The 15,573-nt window shown below is 70.0% G+C and carries 16 protein-coding genes, 1 pseudogene and 1 riboswitch; of the genes and pseudogenes, 8 read left to right on the forward strand and 9 right to left on the reverse strand.

Features of this window, described 5'->3' with window-relative positions:
* Window positions 1–101: 101 nt before the first annotated feature.
* The gene (locus CRP49_RS13295) at window positions 102–521 is read left to right on the forward strand and encodes a heme-binding protein (protein ID WP_097253565.1); all 420 of its coding nucleotides are present in this window, start codon (window positions 102–104) and stop codon (window positions 519–521) included.
* A gap of 77 nt (window positions 522–598) precedes the next feature.
* Here CRP49_RS13295 and CRP49_RS13300 read toward each other — a convergent pair whose 3' ends face one another.
* Window positions 599–1,465, reverse strand: coding sequence for a GNAT family N-acetyltransferase (locus CRP49_RS13300; protein ID WP_097253566.1), 867 nt, complete (start codon window positions 1,463–1,465; stop codon window positions 599–601).
* A 151-nt stretch (window positions 1,466–1,616) separates the two neighbouring features.
* On the opposite strand from CRP49_RS13300, the pseudogene CRP49_RS47835 reads away from it, so the two are divergent.
* Together CRP49_RS47835 and CRP49_RS13310 are read left to right on the forward strand one after the other, a co-directional pair.
* Window positions 1,617–1,748: pseudogene (locus tag CRP49_RS47835) on the forward strand (hydrolase); the annotation flags it as partial.
* Window positions 1,749–2,067: 319 nt separating this feature from the next.
* Window positions 2,068–3,558, forward strand: a complete 1,491-nt coding sequence (locus tag CRP49_RS13310) for a globin domain-containing protein (RefSeq protein ID WP_097253567.1) — start codon at window positions 2,068–2,070, stop codon at window positions 3,556–3,558.
* A gap of 12 nt (window positions 3,559–3,570) precedes the next feature.
* Here the strand turns inward: CRP49_RS13310 and CRP49_RS13315 are convergent, their stop codons facing one another.
* The 5 genes from CRP49_RS13315 to CRP49_RS13335 form a co-directional block, all read right to left on the reverse strand.
* Window positions 3,571–4,053: an NUDIX domain-containing protein gene (locus CRP49_RS13315; RefSeq protein ID WP_094218687.1), complete on the reverse strand. Its 483-nt coding sequence runs from the start codon at window positions 4,051–4,053 to the stop codon at window positions 3,571–3,573.
* Window positions 4,054–4,140: 87 nt separating this feature from the next.
* The gene (locus tag CRP49_RS13320; protein ID WP_097253568.1) at window positions 4,141–5,046 is read right to left on the reverse strand and encodes a LysR family transcriptional regulator; all 906 of its coding nucleotides are present in this window, start codon (window positions 5,044–5,046) and stop codon (window positions 4,141–4,143) included.
* A 217-nt stretch (window positions 5,047–5,263) separates the two neighbouring features.
* Complete coding sequence (locus tag CRP49_RS13325) at window positions 5,264–6,412, reverse strand: cystathionine gamma-lyase (RefSeq protein WP_097253569.1); 1,149 nt, start codon at window positions 6,410–6,412, stop codon at window positions 5,264–5,266.
* Complete coding sequence (locus CRP49_RS13330; protein ID WP_097253570.1) at window positions 6,409–6,900, reverse strand: low molecular weight protein-tyrosine-phosphatase; 492 nt, start codon at window positions 6,898–6,900, stop codon at window positions 6,409–6,411. The genes CRP49_RS13325 and CRP49_RS13330 overlap by 4 nt, the downstream gene beginning before the upstream one ends.
* Before the next feature lie 7 nt (window positions 6,901–6,907).
* A complete protein-coding gene (locus tag CRP49_RS13335; RefSeq protein WP_097253571.1) occupies window positions 6,908–7,285 on the reverse strand; it encodes a phage holin family protein in 378 nt (125 codons plus the stop codon).
* 60 nt (window positions 7,286–7,345) lie between these two features.
* On the opposite strand from CRP49_RS13335, the gene CRP49_RS13340 reads away from it, so the two are divergent.
* The 4 genes from CRP49_RS13340 to CRP49_RS13355 all read left to right on the forward strand — a co-directional run bounded on the left by CRP49_RS13340 (window position 7,346) and on the right by CRP49_RS13355 (window position 9,695).
* Window positions 7,346–7,663, forward strand: a complete 318-nt coding sequence (locus CRP49_RS13340) for a cupin domain-containing protein (RefSeq protein WP_094218692.1) — start codon at window positions 7,346–7,348, stop codon at window positions 7,661–7,663.
* A 166-nt stretch (window positions 7,664–7,829) separates the two neighbouring features.
* The gene (locus CRP49_RS13345) at window positions 7,830–8,042 is read left to right on the forward strand and encodes a DUF5326 family protein (RefSeq protein ID WP_094218693.1); all 213 of its coding nucleotides are present in this window, start codon (window positions 7,830–7,832) and stop codon (window positions 8,040–8,042) included.
* 201 nt (window positions 8,043–8,243) lie between these two features.
* A complete protein-coding gene (locus CRP49_RS13350) occupies window positions 8,244–9,158 on the forward strand; it encodes an IclR family transcriptional regulator (protein ID WP_257033386.1) in 915 nt (304 codons plus the stop codon).
* Between the two features lie 99 nt (window positions 9,159–9,257).
* Entirely contained in the window at window positions 9,258–9,695 is a 438-nt protein-coding gene (locus tag CRP49_RS13355; RefSeq protein WP_094218695.1) for an SsgA family sporulation/cell division regulator, read from the forward strand.
* Between the two features lie 97 nt (window positions 9,696–9,792).
* Here CRP49_RS13355 and CRP49_RS13360 read toward each other — a convergent pair whose 3' ends face one another.
* The gene (locus tag CRP49_RS13360) at window positions 9,793–11,238 is read right to left on the reverse strand and encodes a YibE/F family protein (protein WP_097257335.1); all 1,446 of its coding nucleotides are present in this window, start codon (window positions 11,236–11,238) and stop codon (window positions 9,793–9,795) included.
* An 80-nt stretch (window positions 11,239–11,318) separates the two neighbouring features.
* Window positions 11,319–11,492: riboswitch (TPP riboswitch) on the forward strand.
* Between CRP49_RS13360 and thiC the strand changes: the two genes are divergently transcribed.
* A complete protein-coding gene (gene thiC / locus CRP49_RS13365; RefSeq protein ID WP_097253573.1) occupies window positions 11,485–13,269 on the forward strand; it encodes a phosphomethylpyrimidine synthase ThiC in 1,785 nt (594 codons plus the stop codon). Its footprint overlaps the riboswitch before it by 8 nt.
* Before the next feature lie 89 nt (window positions 13,270–13,358).
* Here the strand turns inward: thiC and CRP49_RS13370 are convergent, their stop codons facing one another.
* Complete coding sequence (locus CRP49_RS13370) at window positions 13,359–14,222, reverse strand: hypothetical protein (protein WP_097253574.1); 864 nt, start codon at window positions 14,220–14,222, stop codon at window positions 13,359–13,361.
* A 182-nt stretch (window positions 14,223–14,404) separates the two neighbouring features.
* Window positions 14,405–15,481: a metallophosphoesterase gene (locus CRP49_RS13375; protein WP_097253575.1), complete on the reverse strand. Its 1,077-nt coding sequence runs from the start codon at window positions 15,479–15,481 to the stop codon at window positions 14,405–14,407.
* Window positions 15,482–15,573 lie beyond the last annotated feature (92 nt).

Genomic DNA, 15,573 nt, shown 5'->3' on the forward strand with positions numbered 1-15,573 from the left:
CCCGTACTCGACCGTCACGCGGACCGCTGGGGGCGTAGGCCGCCCCCGGTCCGCGCGGCACCCCTCACCTCACGCACGTATCGCACCAAGGAGAACGCTCCATGAGCACCACCGCCGTCGCCCCGCTCACCATCGAGGACGCCGAGCTGCTCGTCGTCACGGCCCGTCGCGCGGCCGAGGAGGCCGGAGTCACCGTCAGCGTCACCGTCCTGGACGCCGGTGGCCACCTGCTCGCCTTCCGCCGGGACGACCGTGCCGTGCTGATCTCCGGCGAGACCAGCACCCGCAAGGCCTACACCGCGCTTCAGTTGAACGCGGCCACCGCCGACCTCGTCGACGCCGTCCAGCCCGGCGGTCTCTTCCACACGCTGCCCACGGCCCTCGACCGGCCCCTGCTCTTCATCGCGGGCGGTGTTCCTGTCCACCGGGACGGCCGACTGATCGGCGCGATCGGCGTCGGCGGCGGTGCCCCGGACCAGGACCACGGCTTCGCCACCGCGGCCGTCCAGGCGCTCGTCTGACCGCACGCTCCGAGACATGACAACGCCGGCCCTCGCCGCCCTGGTGCGGTGCGGGCCGGCGTGTGCCGTGCGACCGGTCAGCCGGCGGCGACCGTCAGCGGCGCGAACCGGCGCGTCCAGTCCCCCGGCAGGTCCGTGATGCCGTAGGTCATGACCGCGTTGAAAGCCACGGACGCCAACCCCCGTGCCTTGGCCCAGGCCAGCAGCTCCTCGTGGCGTACGTCGATGTCGGTGCGCAGCGGACGGTCTGTACGGGCCGCGAGCGAGGCGATGAGGGCCTTGGCCGTCTCGGTGTCCCGGGCGATCAGCGGGCCGACGACATGCGTGTCCATGTTGGGCCACGCAGCCGTGTAGCCGATGATCCGGCCGCCGTCCTCGGCCACGCGCAGCTGGTCGGCGAAGGCGGGCAGACGGGTGACGAGGGGCGTGCGATCGACGCCGAACACCTCCTCGTCGAGACGGAGGATCGAAGGCAGGTCCTCCGCGGTGGCAGCACGGGTCGCCACCCCGTATTCCGGCCCGCCGGGGATGAAGTTCCCCACCACCATCTCCGCCCGGCCCGTGACCTTGAAGCCCAGTTCCTCGTAGAGCGGGCGCCCGTAGGGCGTGGCATGCAAGGTCAGAGGTGTGGTGCCCATGGCCGCTACGACATGCCGCATCAGGCGGCGTCCGACGCCACGGCGGGCGTGGCGCTCGGCGACCAGGACCATGCCGATGGCGCTGAGCTCCGACCGCTCCCAAGAGCCGTACTCCGTGACGACGCAGGCGGCGACGAGCCCTCCGTCGGGGTCGTCGATGCCGTAGCCCTTGCCGGCTGTGAGGAGGAAGCCCCACTTGTGTTCCTCGCGTGGCCACCCCCGATCTTCGGACAAGTCGGCGCAGGCAGTGAGATCGCGGAGCGTCAGTCGGCGGACGGGCAGGGCAGCGAGGGAAGGAGTCGGCACGCAGGTCAGGCTGTCCGACCGGAACCCCTGACGTCCACCCGTTTCAATGCATACGCAGGTGCTTTTGGCCATGTCGTGGCCACTCGCGCAGACCGTCGAGAGCGTGTTTCACGTGAAACATCGACGGAGGGTGGCCCGATTCGTCGTCGGACAGGAACTGTTTGCTGTTGTACCGGTTTCCGTCGCGGTCACTGCGGACGGGCATCCGGCCGGACTTGCCGCATACTCCTACACCGGCCGTGATCTGTGGGATGCCTATGAATTGGTGACACACGTCCGGTAGTTGAGAGACGTCATGGTTCGCCCCTTGCCCGTTCCATGGGGAAGCAAGGGGGGACTTGTGTGCATGGCGACGGCCGGTAGGGTCGACTCCGGTTCACGTCCGGGATGGAGTGCACGCATCCCGTGCGGGCCGAGAGCAGGGCAGGCAGCCTAACGGGACGAAGAGATCGAAAACCGCGTTTCCGGGTATACGGCCGCAGCATCCGGTCAGGATGGGATGCTGCGGCAGTGCTACGGCTGGCCGCCCGCCGGGGGAAAGCATGCACCTTCCGAGGAGGAGGTGCGCAGACCGACCGAGAGATGTTCGAGGCGAGGGCACCATGGACGCTCCGACCACCACGTCGGGGGAGAACGGCATAGCGGGCGGAGGCGGCTGGTTCACGCCGCGCAAGGCGCCTCCGACCCCGCCGCCGGACGGTGATCAGGAGACGGCCGAGGGACGCAGGCCGGCCGTGGTACGCCCGGTGGGTCGGCCGAACCGGGAGGGCGCCGCTCGCCCCGGGTCCGACGCTCCCGTGGCCCACCGCGCTCCTGACGCCCCCACCGAGCAGCCCGCGGAGCCGCTAGTACCAGCCCCGCCCAGCCCTCCGAGCCTCCAGCCGGCAGTGGCCTACGAGCCTTCACACCCGGTCGTCGCGGCGACCGAGCCGCAGCGCGTGCCCGCCCAGCGCTCCGCGCCGCCCGTCGTCGAGGAGGCATCCCCGGACGCCCTCGTCATCCGGGGCACGATGGCCGAGATCGCCCCGGTCGCCGACAAGGTCACCTCCTACTTCTACGCACTCCTCTTCGTCCGCCACCCCGAACTGCGCCCGATGTTCCCGCCGGCGATGGACGCCCAGCGGGACCGGCTGCTGAAAGCATTGCTCACCGCGGCCGAACACATCGACAACAAGCCGGTACTCGTCGACTACCTGCAGAACCTGGGACGCGGACACCGGAAGTACGGCACGCGCGCCGAGCACTATCCGGCCGTGGGCGAATGCCTCATCGGCGCCCTCAGCAAGTACGCCTCCGCCATCTGGAACCCGGAGACCGAGGCGGCCTGGGTGCGGGCCTACACCACGATCTCCCAGGTGATGATCGACGCCGCGGCGGCGGACGAACTGCGCGCCCCGGCCTGGTGGCACGCCGAGGTCGTCACGCACGACCTCAGGACCCCCGATGTGGCGGTCGTCACCGTCCGCCCGGACCAGCCCTACCCCTTCCTCGCCGGGCAGTACACCAGCGTGGAGACGCCCTGGTGGCCACGGGTCTGGCGGCACTACTCCTTCGCTTCGGCGCCCCGCTCGGACGGCCTGCTGACGTTCCATGTGAAGGCCGTCCCGGCCGGTTGGGTCTCCAACGCGCTGGTGCACCGCGCCCGGCCCGGAGACGTCATACGCCTCGGCCCGCCGGCCGGCTCGATGACCGTCGACCACACCACCGACAACGGGCTGCTCTGCCTGGGTGGCGGCACCGGCATAGCGCCCATCAAGGCCCTCGTCGAGGACGTGGCCGAGCACGGCCGGCGCCGTCAGGTCGAGGTGTTCTACGGCGCCCGTACCGACCACGACCTGTACGACATCGACACCATGCTCAGGCTCCAGCAGAATCACCCGTGGCTCTCCGTACGGGCGATCATCGATCAGCTGGCCCATCTCCAGCTTCCCGACGCCATACGGGAGTACGGCCCCTGGAACGAGTACGACGCCTACCTCTCGGGCCCGCCCGGAATGATCCGCAGCGGGGTCCACGCCCTGCGGGACATCGGCATTCCCTCGGACCGCATACGGCACGACTCGGTCGAGGAGCTGGTCGTCGTCGGGAACTGACCGGCCGACCGATTACCCGAGGTCGGGGGCGTGCATGGCGCGGACGCCCTCGATATTGCCGTCCAGATAGTGCCGCAGCGACAGCGGCACGAGGTGGACGGAGGCGATGCCGACCCGGGTGAACGGGATACGGACGATCTCGTACTCACCTGCCGGCTCCTCCACTTCGGGGCCGTGGCGCAGCGACGGGTCCATGGACTCCAGCCGGCAGACGAAGAAGTGCTGCACCTTCACTCCGGTCGCGCCGCCGTCCTCGCCGATGTGCTCCACGGTGTCCACGAAGCAGGGCACGACGTCGGTGATCTTGGCGCCGAGTTCCTCGTACACCTCACGGTGCAGAGCGTCGACGACGGTCGGGTCCGCGGCCTCGACCCCGCCACCGGGAGTGACCCAGTAGGGATCGACACCGGGCTTGGTGCGCTTGATCAGGATCAGGTCGTCACCGTCCAGGAGAACGGCACGGGCGGTGCGCTTGACCACGGGTCGGACGGTCATGGGAGAAATGTGGCCCGGCTGGTTCCACGTGAAACATCGCATGGCGCCACCACCCGAGCGCACCGCGTAAAACCCCGGAGTGGAGGCTCAGGACCAGCTCGCGGCCGCCCGCAGGAGCCACTCGTGCGCCCGCGCGACATGCGGCATGGCGAGCGTTCCGGTGCGCACCGCCAGGAAGTACGTCCGCAGTGGCGGCACCGCGGGGTCGTGCAGCGTCATGATCTCCCCGCGCTCGAGGCCGGGGGTGCACAGATAGCGGGGAAGCACCGCAAGTCCGGCGCCCGCCGTCGCACAGGCGAGCACCGCGCGCAGGTCGGGGACGATGACTGTGCCGGAGGCGGCCGGGCGTGAGTCGAAGACGGAGGCCCAGTAGCGCGAGACGAAGGGCAGCGACTCGTGGACCTCGACGACCGGCAGGTTCTCCAGTGCGAGCGCTCCCTTGAGGCGCAGCGCTCCGGGGCCGATCCGCTCGGCCCAGCGCGGGGCGGCGACCAGCATGTGCTCCTCGTCGCAGAGTGCGGTGGCGGTCAGGAGGGCGCCGCGCGGCCGGACCGTGCTGATGGCCAGGTCGTGGTGTCCCGCGGCCAGCCCCTCCAGTGCTTCCTCCGCGGTGCCGAAGGAGGCGCGCAGTGCGAAGCCCTGGCCGTCGTCGCCGGTCAGCTCCGTCAGGGCGGGAAGCGCGCGTTCGGCGGTGAACTCCGGCGGGCCGGCCAGATGCAGCGTCCGTAACGAGGACTCGTCGTCCAGGCCGCTCTCCGCTATCTCCACCAGGGCGTCGAGGTGCGGCGCGGCCTTGTGGGCGAGTTCGTCGCCGATGGTCGTGGGCGTCACCCCACGGGCCTGCCGCAGGAACAGGGGGCGGCCCAACTGCCGCTCCAGGGTGCGGATCTGGGAGGTGACGGCCGGCTGGGAGAGGCCCAGCAGAGCGGCGGCGCGGGTGAAAGAACCGGCCCGGTGCACGGTGACGAACGTGCGCAGCAAGGCCAGATCCATGGCACGCCCTTCCCTCTCCCTGCCCTCCTCCGGCTCCCGAGGCAGGCACCAACTATAAATAAGTCGATAGGTCTCTGTCGCTACCGTGATTGGACACTGACAGAGAGTCAACTAGCCTTGTTCGCGCGGTTCTTCGCGCGCGGAACCGAAGGCGGTCCGAGCCACGAGGGGGGAGGCTCGGACCGCCGCAGAGCGGGTCGGGCGGCCTCTGATCCGGTCACTCGGCGGACTCGTCCAGGGCCCGCAGCACATCCGCCACCAGGTCCTCGGGGTCCTCGGCGCCGACAGACATCCGGATGAATCCCTCCGGGACCGGGTCTCCGCCCCAGCGGCCGCGGCGTTCGGCCGTGGAACGCACACCGCCGAAGCTCGTCGCGTCCTCGACCAGGTGCAGCGCCTCCAGGAAACGCTCGGCTCGCGCGCGCGGGGGCAGCGTGAAGGAGACCACGCAGCCGTAGCGGCGCATCTGGTGGGCGGCGACCTTGTGCGCAGGGTCGTCGGGCAGCCCCGGATAGCGCAGCCCGGAGACCTCGGGCCGCTGCCGCAGGGCCTCGGCGACCGCGAGGGCCGTCGCGTTCTGCCGGTCGACGCGCAGCTGGAGTGTGGCGACGGAGCGGTGCGCGAGCCAGGCCTCCATGGGCCCGGAGATGGCGCCGACGATCTTGCGCCAGCGGCGTACGGCGGCCATCGCCTCGGCGTCGCGACCGGTGACGTAGCCCAGCAGGACGTCACCGTGCCCGGTCAGCTGCTTGGTGCCGCTGGCCACGGAGAAGTCGGCGCCCAGCTCCAGCGGGCGCTGCCCGAGCGGGGTGGCGAGGGTGTTGTCGACGGCGACCAGGGCGCCCCGCGCGTGTGCCGCCTCGGCCAGCCGCCGGATGTCGCACACGTCGAGCCCCGGGTTCGACGGCGACTCGATCCACAGCAGCCGCGCGCCGTCGAGGACCTCCAGCTGGGCGTCGCCGCCGGTGGGCGCGGTGCGCACCTCGATGCCGTAGGCCTCCAGTTGGGCGCGGACCAGCGGCAGCACCTGGTAGCCGTCGGAGGGCAGGACGACCGCGTCTCCGGCGCGCAGCTGGGAGAACAGCACCGAGGAGATCGCGGCCATGCCGGAGGCGAACACCAGCGTCTCGACGTCGTCCTGCCCGGGCGCCTCCAGCTCCCCGATGGCACGCTCCAGCAGCGTCCAGGTGGGGTTGTCGTCACGGCCGTAGGAGTACGGTCCGGTCACCTCGCCGGGCAGGTGGAAGTGCGCGGCGAACACCGGTCCGGGCAGGGTCGGCTCGTTCTTGACGGGTTCGGGGAGTCCGGCCCGTACCGTGCGCGTGCCGTCGCCGATGCGGTCCGCGTCCTTGCCGGGGTCGCTCATGCGGCCTGTCCCTCCAGCTGTTCCCGTACCGCGGCGAGCAGACCGGTGCTCGCCGCCTCCACCATCTCAAGGCATTCCTCGAAGCCGTCCCGGCCGCCGTAGTACGGGTCCGGCACGTCGAGGTCGTCGCCGGCCGCGGGGTCGTACGCGCGCAGCAGGCGCACCTTGCGGACGTCCTCCTCGGTGGACGCGAGGCGGCGCAGGGCCTTGAGATGGCCGGAGTCGAGGGCGATCACCAGGTCGAGGCGGGCGAACCAGGAGGGCTGGAACTGACGTGCGACGTGCTCGGTGCCGTAGCCGTGCTCGTCGAGGACCGAGACGGTGCGCGGGTCGGCGGCATCCCCCTCGTGCCAGCCGCCGGTGCCGGCGCTGTCGATCTCCACCAGGTCCTCGAGACCGGCCTCTTCGACGCGCGCGCGGAAGACGGACTCGGCCATCGGGGAGCGGCAGATGTTGCCGGTGCACACGAAACAGACGCGGTAGGTCATGGCCGGCTCAGTCCTCGTCGGGCAGGAGGAGGTTCAGCGCCCACGAGACGATGGAGATGATCAGACCGCCGAGCACGGCCGTCCAGAATCCCTCCACGTGGAAGCTCAGGTCGAGCTTGCCGCACACCCAGGAGGTCAGCAGCAGCATCAGCGCGTTGACGATCAGGGTGATCAGTCCGAGGGTGAGGATGAACAGCGGGAAGGTGAGCACCTTCACGATCGGCTTGACCAGGAAGTTCACCAGGCCGAAGATCAGCGCGACCACGATCAGCGTGCCGGCCTTCTTGGCCGTGCTGTCACCTGTGAGGGTGATCTTGTCGAGCAGCCACACGGCGACCGCCAGTGCGCCCGCGTTGGCGATCGTCTTGACTACGAAATTCTTCATGTGTCTGATCGTGGCAGACCAGATCGACGGCGAGCAGTGGGGCGAGGGCGGCAAACGGCGATGAAGGCATTCCGGCTGGACGAACTGGAGGCGGAGCGCGCCGCCAACGAAGGTGCCTACCTGCAGTTTCTGCGGGAGCGGCACATGTCGGTCGGCCTGTACGCCCTCAACGCGGGCGAGCACGATCCACAGCGGCCGCACAATCAGGACGAGGTGTACTTCGTCGTCAGCGGTCGCGCGTCGATCACGGTCGGTGAGGAGACCACCCAGGTGGCGCGGGGCAGCGTGGTGTACGTGCCGGCCGGTGTCGCCCACAAGTTCCACCACATCAGCGAGGATCTGCGGGTTCTGGTCGTCTTCTCTCCGCCTGAGGCCTGAGGCCGGCCCTCGGGGTTCCCTAGGGGGAGGCTCAGGGGAGGACAAGGGGTGCGAGGCCCCCGCGGGACCCTCTGGCGGCCCTAGCATCGAGTGCAGACATCGAGAACTGCGTCCACGACAGCGCGCAGTACGCCGTGAACGCACCGGAACGCAAAGGACGAGGGCAATGCGAGAGATCTTCGCGGGGCTGCCGTGGTGGGTGAAGTGGGTCGCGGTGCCGGTCATCGCCCTGGTCGTCTTCGGCAGCCTGATAGCGACCGTGGTCGGATTCGTGATCGGCCTGCTCTTCAAGGCGTTGGTCTTCGTCGCGCTGGTCGGCGGACTGATCTACATCGTGCGCAAGTTCATGTCGAACTCCTCGTCGCGCAGCGACTGGTGAGGGACGCGGGAGCCGGTGAGCGGTAACGCGAATCGCCGGTTCCCTCGGGGGAGGGAAGTTTCCCCGGCAGGCCGTCTGCACGCGGTGGCGGGCGGTTAGAGTCCGGAACCCCACGCGGGGCCGGGCCCCGCTGGCGGCGTACACCCCCACCCGTGCCTCACCGCACGGGCTGCCCCCACCCTCGCGCTACGGGAGTGACCCTTGGCCACGGTTGACACCGCACCGGCAGAACCCCACGCACCCCCCGCCCAGCCGCACTCCTGCACACCCCCGCTGCAGCGGCCACCCGCCGCGACCGTCCCGGGACAGCCACGCGCCGCGTCCCTCCCCGGACCCTCGCACTCCGCGGACGTCCCGGGTCAACCGTCCGCCGCGACCCTCATCGGATCCGTGCAGCGCGCGATGCGCCTGCTGGAGACCGTCGCGGCACACGAGTACGGCGCCCCCGCCAAGCAACTCGCCCGCGAGACCGGCCTCGCCCTGCCCACGACCTATCACCTGCTGCGCACCCTCGTGCACGAGGGCTATCTGCGCCGTGAGAAAGGGCTGTTCTTCCTGGGCGACGCAGCCGAGCGGCTGAGCAGCAGCGGAGCGCAGCAGAAACGTCGCAGCACGGTGGCCGACACCCTGGCGCACTGGCGCGATTCGATCGGTGCTCCGGTGTACTACGCGATGTACCGGGACGGCGAGATCGAGGTCATGTGCGTCTCCGACTCGCGGGAGACTCCCGCGGTCGAGGAGTGGGCCGACTTCCGTGAGACGGGGCACGCGCACGCGATCGGGAAGTGTCTGCTCTCCCAGCTGGACGAGGACGCCCGCCGGGACCACCTGACCCGCTATCCGGTGCAGTCCATCACCCCGTACACCGTGCGCGACAACCATGCCCTGCTGCGCCGACTGGACCGGATGCCGCGGATGGAGCCGGTGGTGGAGCGTCAGGAGTACGCGCTCGGGACGGTCTGCGCGGCGATTCCGATCACGGTCGGCACCACGGCGGCCACGATGGCCATCTCGCTCCCCGCCCACCAGGCCGACCGGCTGCTGCCCGCCGCCCAACGGTTGCAGACCGAGATCGGGCGCCATCTGGGGGCGTTGATGCTCTCTATCAGTATCTGAAAACTCACTCCTTGTGATCTGTCGTGTACGTTCAGCAAGATTTGACCCACGGTCGAGGGATCAATCCCGGCCAGTCCATGTCATTTGACGGGGTAGGCGATGCGCGAATCCGTACAGGCAGAGGTCATGATGAGCTTTCTCGTGTCGGAGGAACTCTCCTTCCGTATTCCGGTGGAGCTGCGTTATGAGACCTGTGATCCCTATGCCGTGCGGCTGACCTTCCATTTGCCCGGAGATGCCCCGGTGACCTGGGCCTTCGGCCGCGAGCTGCTGATCGACGGGGTCGGGCGGCCGTGCGGCGAGGGGGACGTGCACATCGCCCCCGTCGACTCCGAGGTGCTGGGCGAGGTGCTGATCCGGCTTCAGGTCGGCGGCGACCAGGCCATGTTCCGCTCCTCGGCGCCGCCGCTCGTGGCCTTCCTCGACCGCACGGACAAGCTCGTGCCGCTCGGTCAGGAGGGCGCGCTGGCCGACTTCGACGCCCACCTCGACGAGGCCCTGGACCGCATCCTGGCCGAGGAGCAGAGCGCCGGCTGAGGCGTTGCGGCGACGGGGCGCCAGGCGCTCTGCCCTGCCGCGTGTGACTGTGCAGGAACGCTTCTTCAGTGGACTTCCGGCCCCTGCCGGGCCCCGCTCACCGCTTCCGGCGTCGGCCCCTGCCGCCGCGCGCCGGAGCGGGCTGTGCCCCGGCGGGGGCCGCCGCGTCCGGTCCCGGCCGGTCGGCCGACACCACCAGGGCGGCGAGCGCGGTGGTGACCGGGACGGAGGCGACCAGGCCGATCGAGCCCACCAGCGTGCGCACGACCTCCTCGGCCACCAGTTCGCTGTTGGCCACCGTGCCCACGCTGCTCTGTGCGATCGAGAACAGCAGCAGCAGCGGCAGCGCGGCGCCGGCGTAGGCGAGGACGAGGGTGTTGACCACCGAGGCGATGTGGTCGCGGCCGATGCGGATGCCCGCCCGGTACAGCCCGCGCCAGCCCATCGCCGGATTGGCCTCGTGCAGCTCCCAGACCGCCGAGGTCTGCGTCACCGTCACATCGTCCAGGACGCCCAGCGAACCGATGATGACGCCGGCCAGCAGCAGACCGCTCATGTCGATCGACGGATACAGGCCGTGGATCAGACCGGTGTTGTCGTCCGTGTTGCCGGTGAGCGCGGCCCAGTCGATGAACTCCGAGCCGAGGACGCCGATCAGCAGGAGGGAGGCCAGCGTGCCGAGCACCGCCACCGACGTACGGGCCGACAGTCCATGGCACATGTAGAGCGCGATGAGCATGATCGCGCTCGCCCCGACGACGGCCACCAGCAGCGGATTCGAGCCCTGCAGGATCGCGGGCAGGATGAAGAGCGTCAGCACCATGAAGCTCACCGCCAGCGCGACCAGCGCCATCACACCGCGCATCCGTCCCACCACCACGACGGCGAGCGCGAAGATCCCCGCGAGCAGCGCCATCGGGAACTTGCGGTTCACATCGGTGACGGAGTACTGCAGGTCCTTCGGCGCCGAGGGCTCGTAGGCGACCACGACCTTCTCGCCCTGGTGCAACTGCCGTGACTGGTCGGGCTGCACGATCTCGGTGAACGTACGGCCCTGGTCGTTGCCGGTGTCGACCCGGACCGTCGCCTTCTTGCAGGTACCTTTCGCCTCCTGCTGCGCGGAGTTGCCCTCAGCGGTGGAGGTGTCTCCGGTCGGGGTGTCCCCCGAGGCGTTCACCGACTTGCAGCTCACCTCGACCACCTTGGTGACCGTGGCCTGCTGTGTCTGGCGGTCGAAGCCGACGCCCGTGCGCTCGTGCGGTGGGGCTCCCCCGGGCCAGAGCACCACCAGGCCGACCACGACCGCGGCCGCGAACGGGATCAGGATCGCCGCGATGACCTTGCGCAGATGCTTCGAGACCGGCGCGGCGGGTCCGTGGCTGTGGCTGTGACCGTGCGAGTGGCCGTGGCCGTGGCCGTGGCCGTGGCCAGGGCCCGGGACGTGCTGGTGCCCGTGTCCGTCGCCGTCATGGCCGTGTCCGTCGCCCTGTCCGGAACCGCCTCCGCGCGGCGGTTCGGAAGGCGGGTACGGGTACTGCTCCATGGTGGTCACCGCCAGATCATCGCAAGAACGCCAGGGGCCCTCTGGTCACCGCGCCCGAATTGACGCTAGCGTGGAGGCACCTTTGCACACGCGGGAGCTCGGAGCACCGGGCTGAGAGGACGCTGACCTCCGTATTCGCGATGTTTCACGTGGAACGTGGTTTCACGGGAAACATCGGCAGACGGAAACCGCTGCGTCGACCGCCGAACCTGTTACCGGGTAATGCCGGCGTAGGGAGTAGGTCTCATGACCAACAAGGACGCACGCACGCCTGCCTCCGTCCAGGACGACAAGTCCCAGGAGGCCGGGAAGTCCATCGGCTGGCACAAGGCGTATATCGAGGGCACCCGCCCCGACCTGCGCGTGCCGGTCCGCCAGGTGCACCTCACCAACGGGCAGTCGGTCACGCTGTACGACACATCGGGCCCGTACACCGATCCACTCGTCGACACAGATGTCCGCAGGGGCCTGCCGCCGCTGCGGGACAACTGGATCATCGCCCGCGGCGACACCGAGGAGTACGCCGGCCGTCCCGTCCGTCCCGAGGACGACGGGATCAAGCACACCTCACCGCGCGGCGGGCTGCGCAACCTGGACGCGGTCTTCCCCGGGCGCCCGCGTCAGCCGCGCCGGGGCCGTGACGGCAAGGCCGTCACACAGCTCGCGTACGCCCGCCGCGGCGAGATCACGCCCGAGATGGAGTTCGTGGCCCTCCGCGAGAACGTTTCTCCCGAGGTGGTCCGCGAGGAGATCGCGGCGGGCCGTGCGGTGCTGCCGGCCAACGTCAACCACCCGGAGATCGAGCCGATGATCATCGGCAAGCGGTTCCTGGTGAAGGTCAACGCCAACATCGGCAACTCCGCGGTCACGTCCTCCATCGAGGAGGAGGTCGAGAAGATGACCTGGGCGACCCGGTGGGGCGCCGACACGGTCATGGACCTCTCCACCGGCCGCAACATCCACACCACCCGCGAGTGGGTGCTGCGCAACTCCCCCGTCCCCATCGGCACGGTGCCGCTCTACCAGGCGCTGGAGAAGGTCGACGGCAGGGCCGAGGAACTGACCTGGGAGATCTACAAGGACACGGTCATCGAGCAGGCCGAGCAGGGCGTGGACTACATGACCGTCCACGCGGGCGTGCGCCTGCCGTACGTGCCGCTCACCGCCAACCGCAAGACCGGCATCGTCTCGCGCGGCGGCTCGATCATGGCCGCGTGGTGCCTCGCGCACCACAAGGAGTCGTTCCTGTACGAGAACTTCGAGGAGCTGTGCGAGATCCTCGCCGCCTACGACGTCACGTACTCGCTGGGCGACGGCCTGCGCCCCGGTTCCATCGCGGACGCCAACGACGAGGCGCAGTTCGCGGAGTTGCGCACGCTCGGGGAACTCAACCGGATCGCCAAGCGTTTCAACGTACAGACCATGATCGAGGGCCCGGGACACGTCCCGATGCACAAGATCAAGGAGAACATCGACCTTCAGCAGGAGATCTGCGATGAAGCTCCGTTCTATACGCTCGGCCCGCTGACGACGGACGTTGCTCCGGCGTACGACCACATCACCTCCGGCATCGGTGCCGCGATGATCGCCTGGTGGGGCACGGCGATGCTCTGCTACGTCACGCCCAAGGAGCACCTGGGCCTGCCCAACCGTGACGACGTCAAGACCGGCGTCATCACCTACAAGATCGCGGCGCACGCGGCCGACCTCGCCAAGGGGCACCCCGGAGCACAGGAGTGGGACGACGCGCTGTCCGACGCCCGCTTCGAGTTCCGCTGGGAGGACCAGTTCAACCTCGCCCTGGACCCGGACACGGCACGGGAGTTCCACGACGAGACGCTGCCGGCCGAGCCCGCCAAGACGGCCCACTTCTGCTCCATGTGCGGGCCGAAGTTCTGCAGCATGAAGATCTCGCAGGACATCCGCCGCGAACACGGCGGCAGCCGGGCCGAGATCGAGGAGGGCATGGCCCAGAAGTCGAAGGAGTTCGCAGCAGCGGGCAACCGGGTGTACCTGCCGCTCGCCGACTGATCCCGCCGCGGTGACCGTCGGTCCCGGAGACGTGCGAGCGTCTCCGGGCCGGGTGTCCGGCCGCGCCCCTGGCCGGGGCGCAAGCCGGGCTATTCCGGCTGGTGTTCCGGGCCACCGAAGTCGGGGCTCGTGTAGTCCGGGCTGGTGAAGCTGGGACGGCCGGAGGCGGCGCCGTCGTCGGGGCTGCTGAAGCCGGGCCGGTCGTAGCCCAGACGGGGCATGCGGCCGGTCGGGGCCGGCGGGGCCGCGCGGTGCAGGGCGGCCGCGCCGGGCTGGGCGAGTGCGTCCCGCAGGAACGGCAGGATGCCGCGCTCCAGCAGGGCGTCCCGCCAGGCCTCTCTGGCCCTGGCCACCTCCTCGCTCGCTGCGTCGTGGGTTCCGGCTTCCGCCGCGGCGCTGTTGCGCAGGGCCGTGAGCAGCAGCCCGACCGCGGCGACGAGGATCGCGGCCGCGGCCACGGCGCCGAACACCCAGCCCGCGGTGAGCATGGTCTGGGCGAAGGCCTGGCCGGGGGCCAGCATTCTCAGGATGTAGCCGACGAGCAGGAAGATCGCCGCGGCGGTCCCGGCGAGGACGGGAGCCAGCACCGCGATCACGGCGATGGCGCCCGCACCGGTCGTCTCGGCGGCCTCGCCGATGCCGGCGGCGAGCCCCATCGCGTCCGCACCCGGTTCGACGGAACCGGAATCGCGGGCGGCCACGGGGGTGGACGGCGCCGGGTGGCGCAGTTCCTCGCGGGCCTTCACGTAGTGCTGGTACTCGGTCGCCACGGCGGCCGTGATGAGCGCGGTGGCGTTGAGGGCCATGGTGCGCAGTTGTTCGGGGTTCAGCCGCTGTCCGACAGCGGCCAGTTCCGGTCGGTGTGGTGCGGAGCGCAGCGCCTCATCGAGGATCCGCTCGAATTCCTGGCGGTCCTCGCTCAGCAGGTGCTGCGGAACGCTGTTCATGTGCATCCCCCGATGCTCCGTAGGGCTTGGGGCTCGCATGCCGGCGAGCCGTCGGGCAGAAACGGAGGGGAGCCTGCTACGGATAAGCCGATGGTAGAGCCGTGACGGCACACGGTGACAGGGGGTTGCCGGAATTTGCGTGCCGACCTGCGTTCATGCGGTATGGGGTGCGCCTGCCCCGGGAACGCTCAGATATCCAGGGGAAGTTGCTGGACCAGCAGTTTTCCGGCCATGGTCACTCCGCCGTCCATGGCGATGGCGAGTCCCTCGGCGTAGACGTGCGGTCCCTCGACGACCGGCCCGCCGCCCTCCTCGCCGTCCTCGGAGCCGACTTCGCCGAGCAGGTACGGAATGGGGCTGTGGCCGTGAACGATGCGGGTGCCACCGTACGTATCGAGCAGGGAGCGTACGGCGTCGGCGCCGCCCTCGTCGCGGAAGGAGAAGCGCTTGGTGAACTTCCGGAACAGGTCCCAGCATTCGTCCGCGTCGTTGCGTGTGAGCGTCTCACGGACGGTGTCGTTGACGGCCTCGATCGAGTCGCCGTAGTCGAGGTATGCGGTGGTGTCGGAGTGCACGAGCAGGTAGCCGTCGACCTCCTCGACGGCGTCGAGGCGGGCCATCCACTGCAGGTGGTGGTCCTGGAGGCGGTCCATGTCGGTCTTCTGGCCGCCGTTGAGCAGCCAGCCCGCCTGGAAGGTGGCAGTGCCCGCGCCGGAGTTGACGGGGGTGTCGCCGAAGCGCTTGGCGCCGAGTAGCAGCAGCTCGTGGTTGCCCATGAGGGCCTTGCAGTAGCCGCCGGCCGCGGCCGCCTCGGCGGACAGCCGCATCACCAGGTCGATGACGCCGATGCCGTCCGGGCCGCGGTCGGTGAAGTCGCCGAGGAACCACAGCCGGGCGGTGCCCGCGCACCACTGGCCGGAGGCGTCGATCAGCCCCTTCTCCTGCAGGGCGGCCACCAGTTCGTCCAGGTAGCCGTGGACGTCGCCGACGACGTACAGCGGACCGGGGCCGGCCGTGGGCTGTTCGGCCGGAGCGGCGGGGACCGGTTCGACGGGGACCTGGAGCGTGTCGCCGCGGTTGATGACGGGCAGGTCGCGCTGGGTGGGCGTGTAGCCCTCGGGGTACGCCTCGTCCACGGGCGGGAGGCTGTCACCGGGGTGGGTCTGGACGTACGGACCGGTCTCGTGGACGTAAGCGGGTACCCGGAAGTCGCGCAACGTCGCCGTCCGCTCCACCTCGGGTCCCTGACCGGCCCCCTGAGTCATCAGACCCCTCCACCATCGCGCCGCAGCTGCACCGCTTCGGACTGCCTGGTCGCAGCGGCCAGCGGTGTCGTGGGCCCATCATAGGAATGCGC

Origin of the sequence: Streptomyces sp. Ag109_G2-15 (genome assembly GCF_900215565.1) — a bacterium.
In the GTDB taxonomy this organism is placed as follows: Bacteria; Actinomycetota; Actinomycetes; order Streptomycetales; family Streptomycetaceae; genus Streptomyces; species Streptomyces diastatochromogenes.

Coding starts and splice junctions, on each gene's coding strand:
- CRP49_RS13360 (WP_097257335.1), bottom strand. CDS start 11,238: ATGGAGCAGTACCCGTACCCGCCTTCCGAACCGCCGCGCGGAGGCGGT.
- CRP49_RS13340 (WP_094218692.1), top strand. CDS start 7,346: ATGAAGGCATTCCGGCTGGACGAACTGGAGGCGGAGCGCGCCGCCAAC.
- thiC (WP_097253573.1), top strand. CDS start 11,485: ATGACCAACAAGGACGCACGCACGCCTGCCTCCGTCCAGGACGACAAG.
- CRP49_RS13325 (WP_097253569.1), bottom strand. CDS start 6,412: ATGAGCGACCCCGGCAAGGACGCGGACCGCATCGGCGACGGCACGCGC.
- CRP49_RS13320 (WP_097253568.1), bottom strand. CDS start 5,046: ATGGATCTGGCCTTGCTGCGCACGTTCGTCACCGTGCACCGGGCCGGT.
- CRP49_RS13335 (WP_097253571.1), bottom strand. CDS start 7,285: ATGAAGAATTTCGTAGTCAAGACGATCGCCAACGCGGGCGCACTGGCG.
- CRP49_RS13355 (WP_094218695.1), top strand. CDS start 9,258: ATGCGCGAATCCGTACAGGCAGAGGTCATGATGAGCTTTCTCGTGTCG.
- CRP49_RS13375 (WP_097253575.1), bottom strand. CDS start 15,481: ATGACTCAGGGGGCCGGTCAGGGACCCGAGGTGGAGCGGACGGCGACG.
- CRP49_RS13330 (WP_097253570.1), bottom strand. CDS start 6,900: ATGACCTACCGCGTCTGTTTCGTGTGCACCGGCAACATCTGCCGCTCC.
- CRP49_RS13345 (WP_094218693.1), top strand. CDS start 7,830: ATGCGAGAGATCTTCGCGGGGCTGCCGTGGTGGGTGAAGTGGGTCGCG.
- CRP49_RS13295 (WP_097253565.1), top strand. CDS start 102: ATGAGCACCACCGCCGTCGCCCCGCTCACCATCGAGGACGCCGAGCTG.
- CRP49_RS13315 (WP_094218687.1), bottom strand. CDS start 4,053: ATGACCGTCCGACCCGTGGTCAAGCGCACCGCCCGTGCCGTTCTCCTG.
- CRP49_RS13310 (WP_097253567.1), top strand. CDS start 2,068: ATGGACGCTCCGACCACCACGTCGGGGGAGAACGGCATAGCGGGCGGA.
- CRP49_RS13370 (WP_097253574.1), bottom strand. CDS start 14,222: ATGCACATGAACAGCGTTCCGCAGCACCTGCTGAGCGAGGACCGCCAG.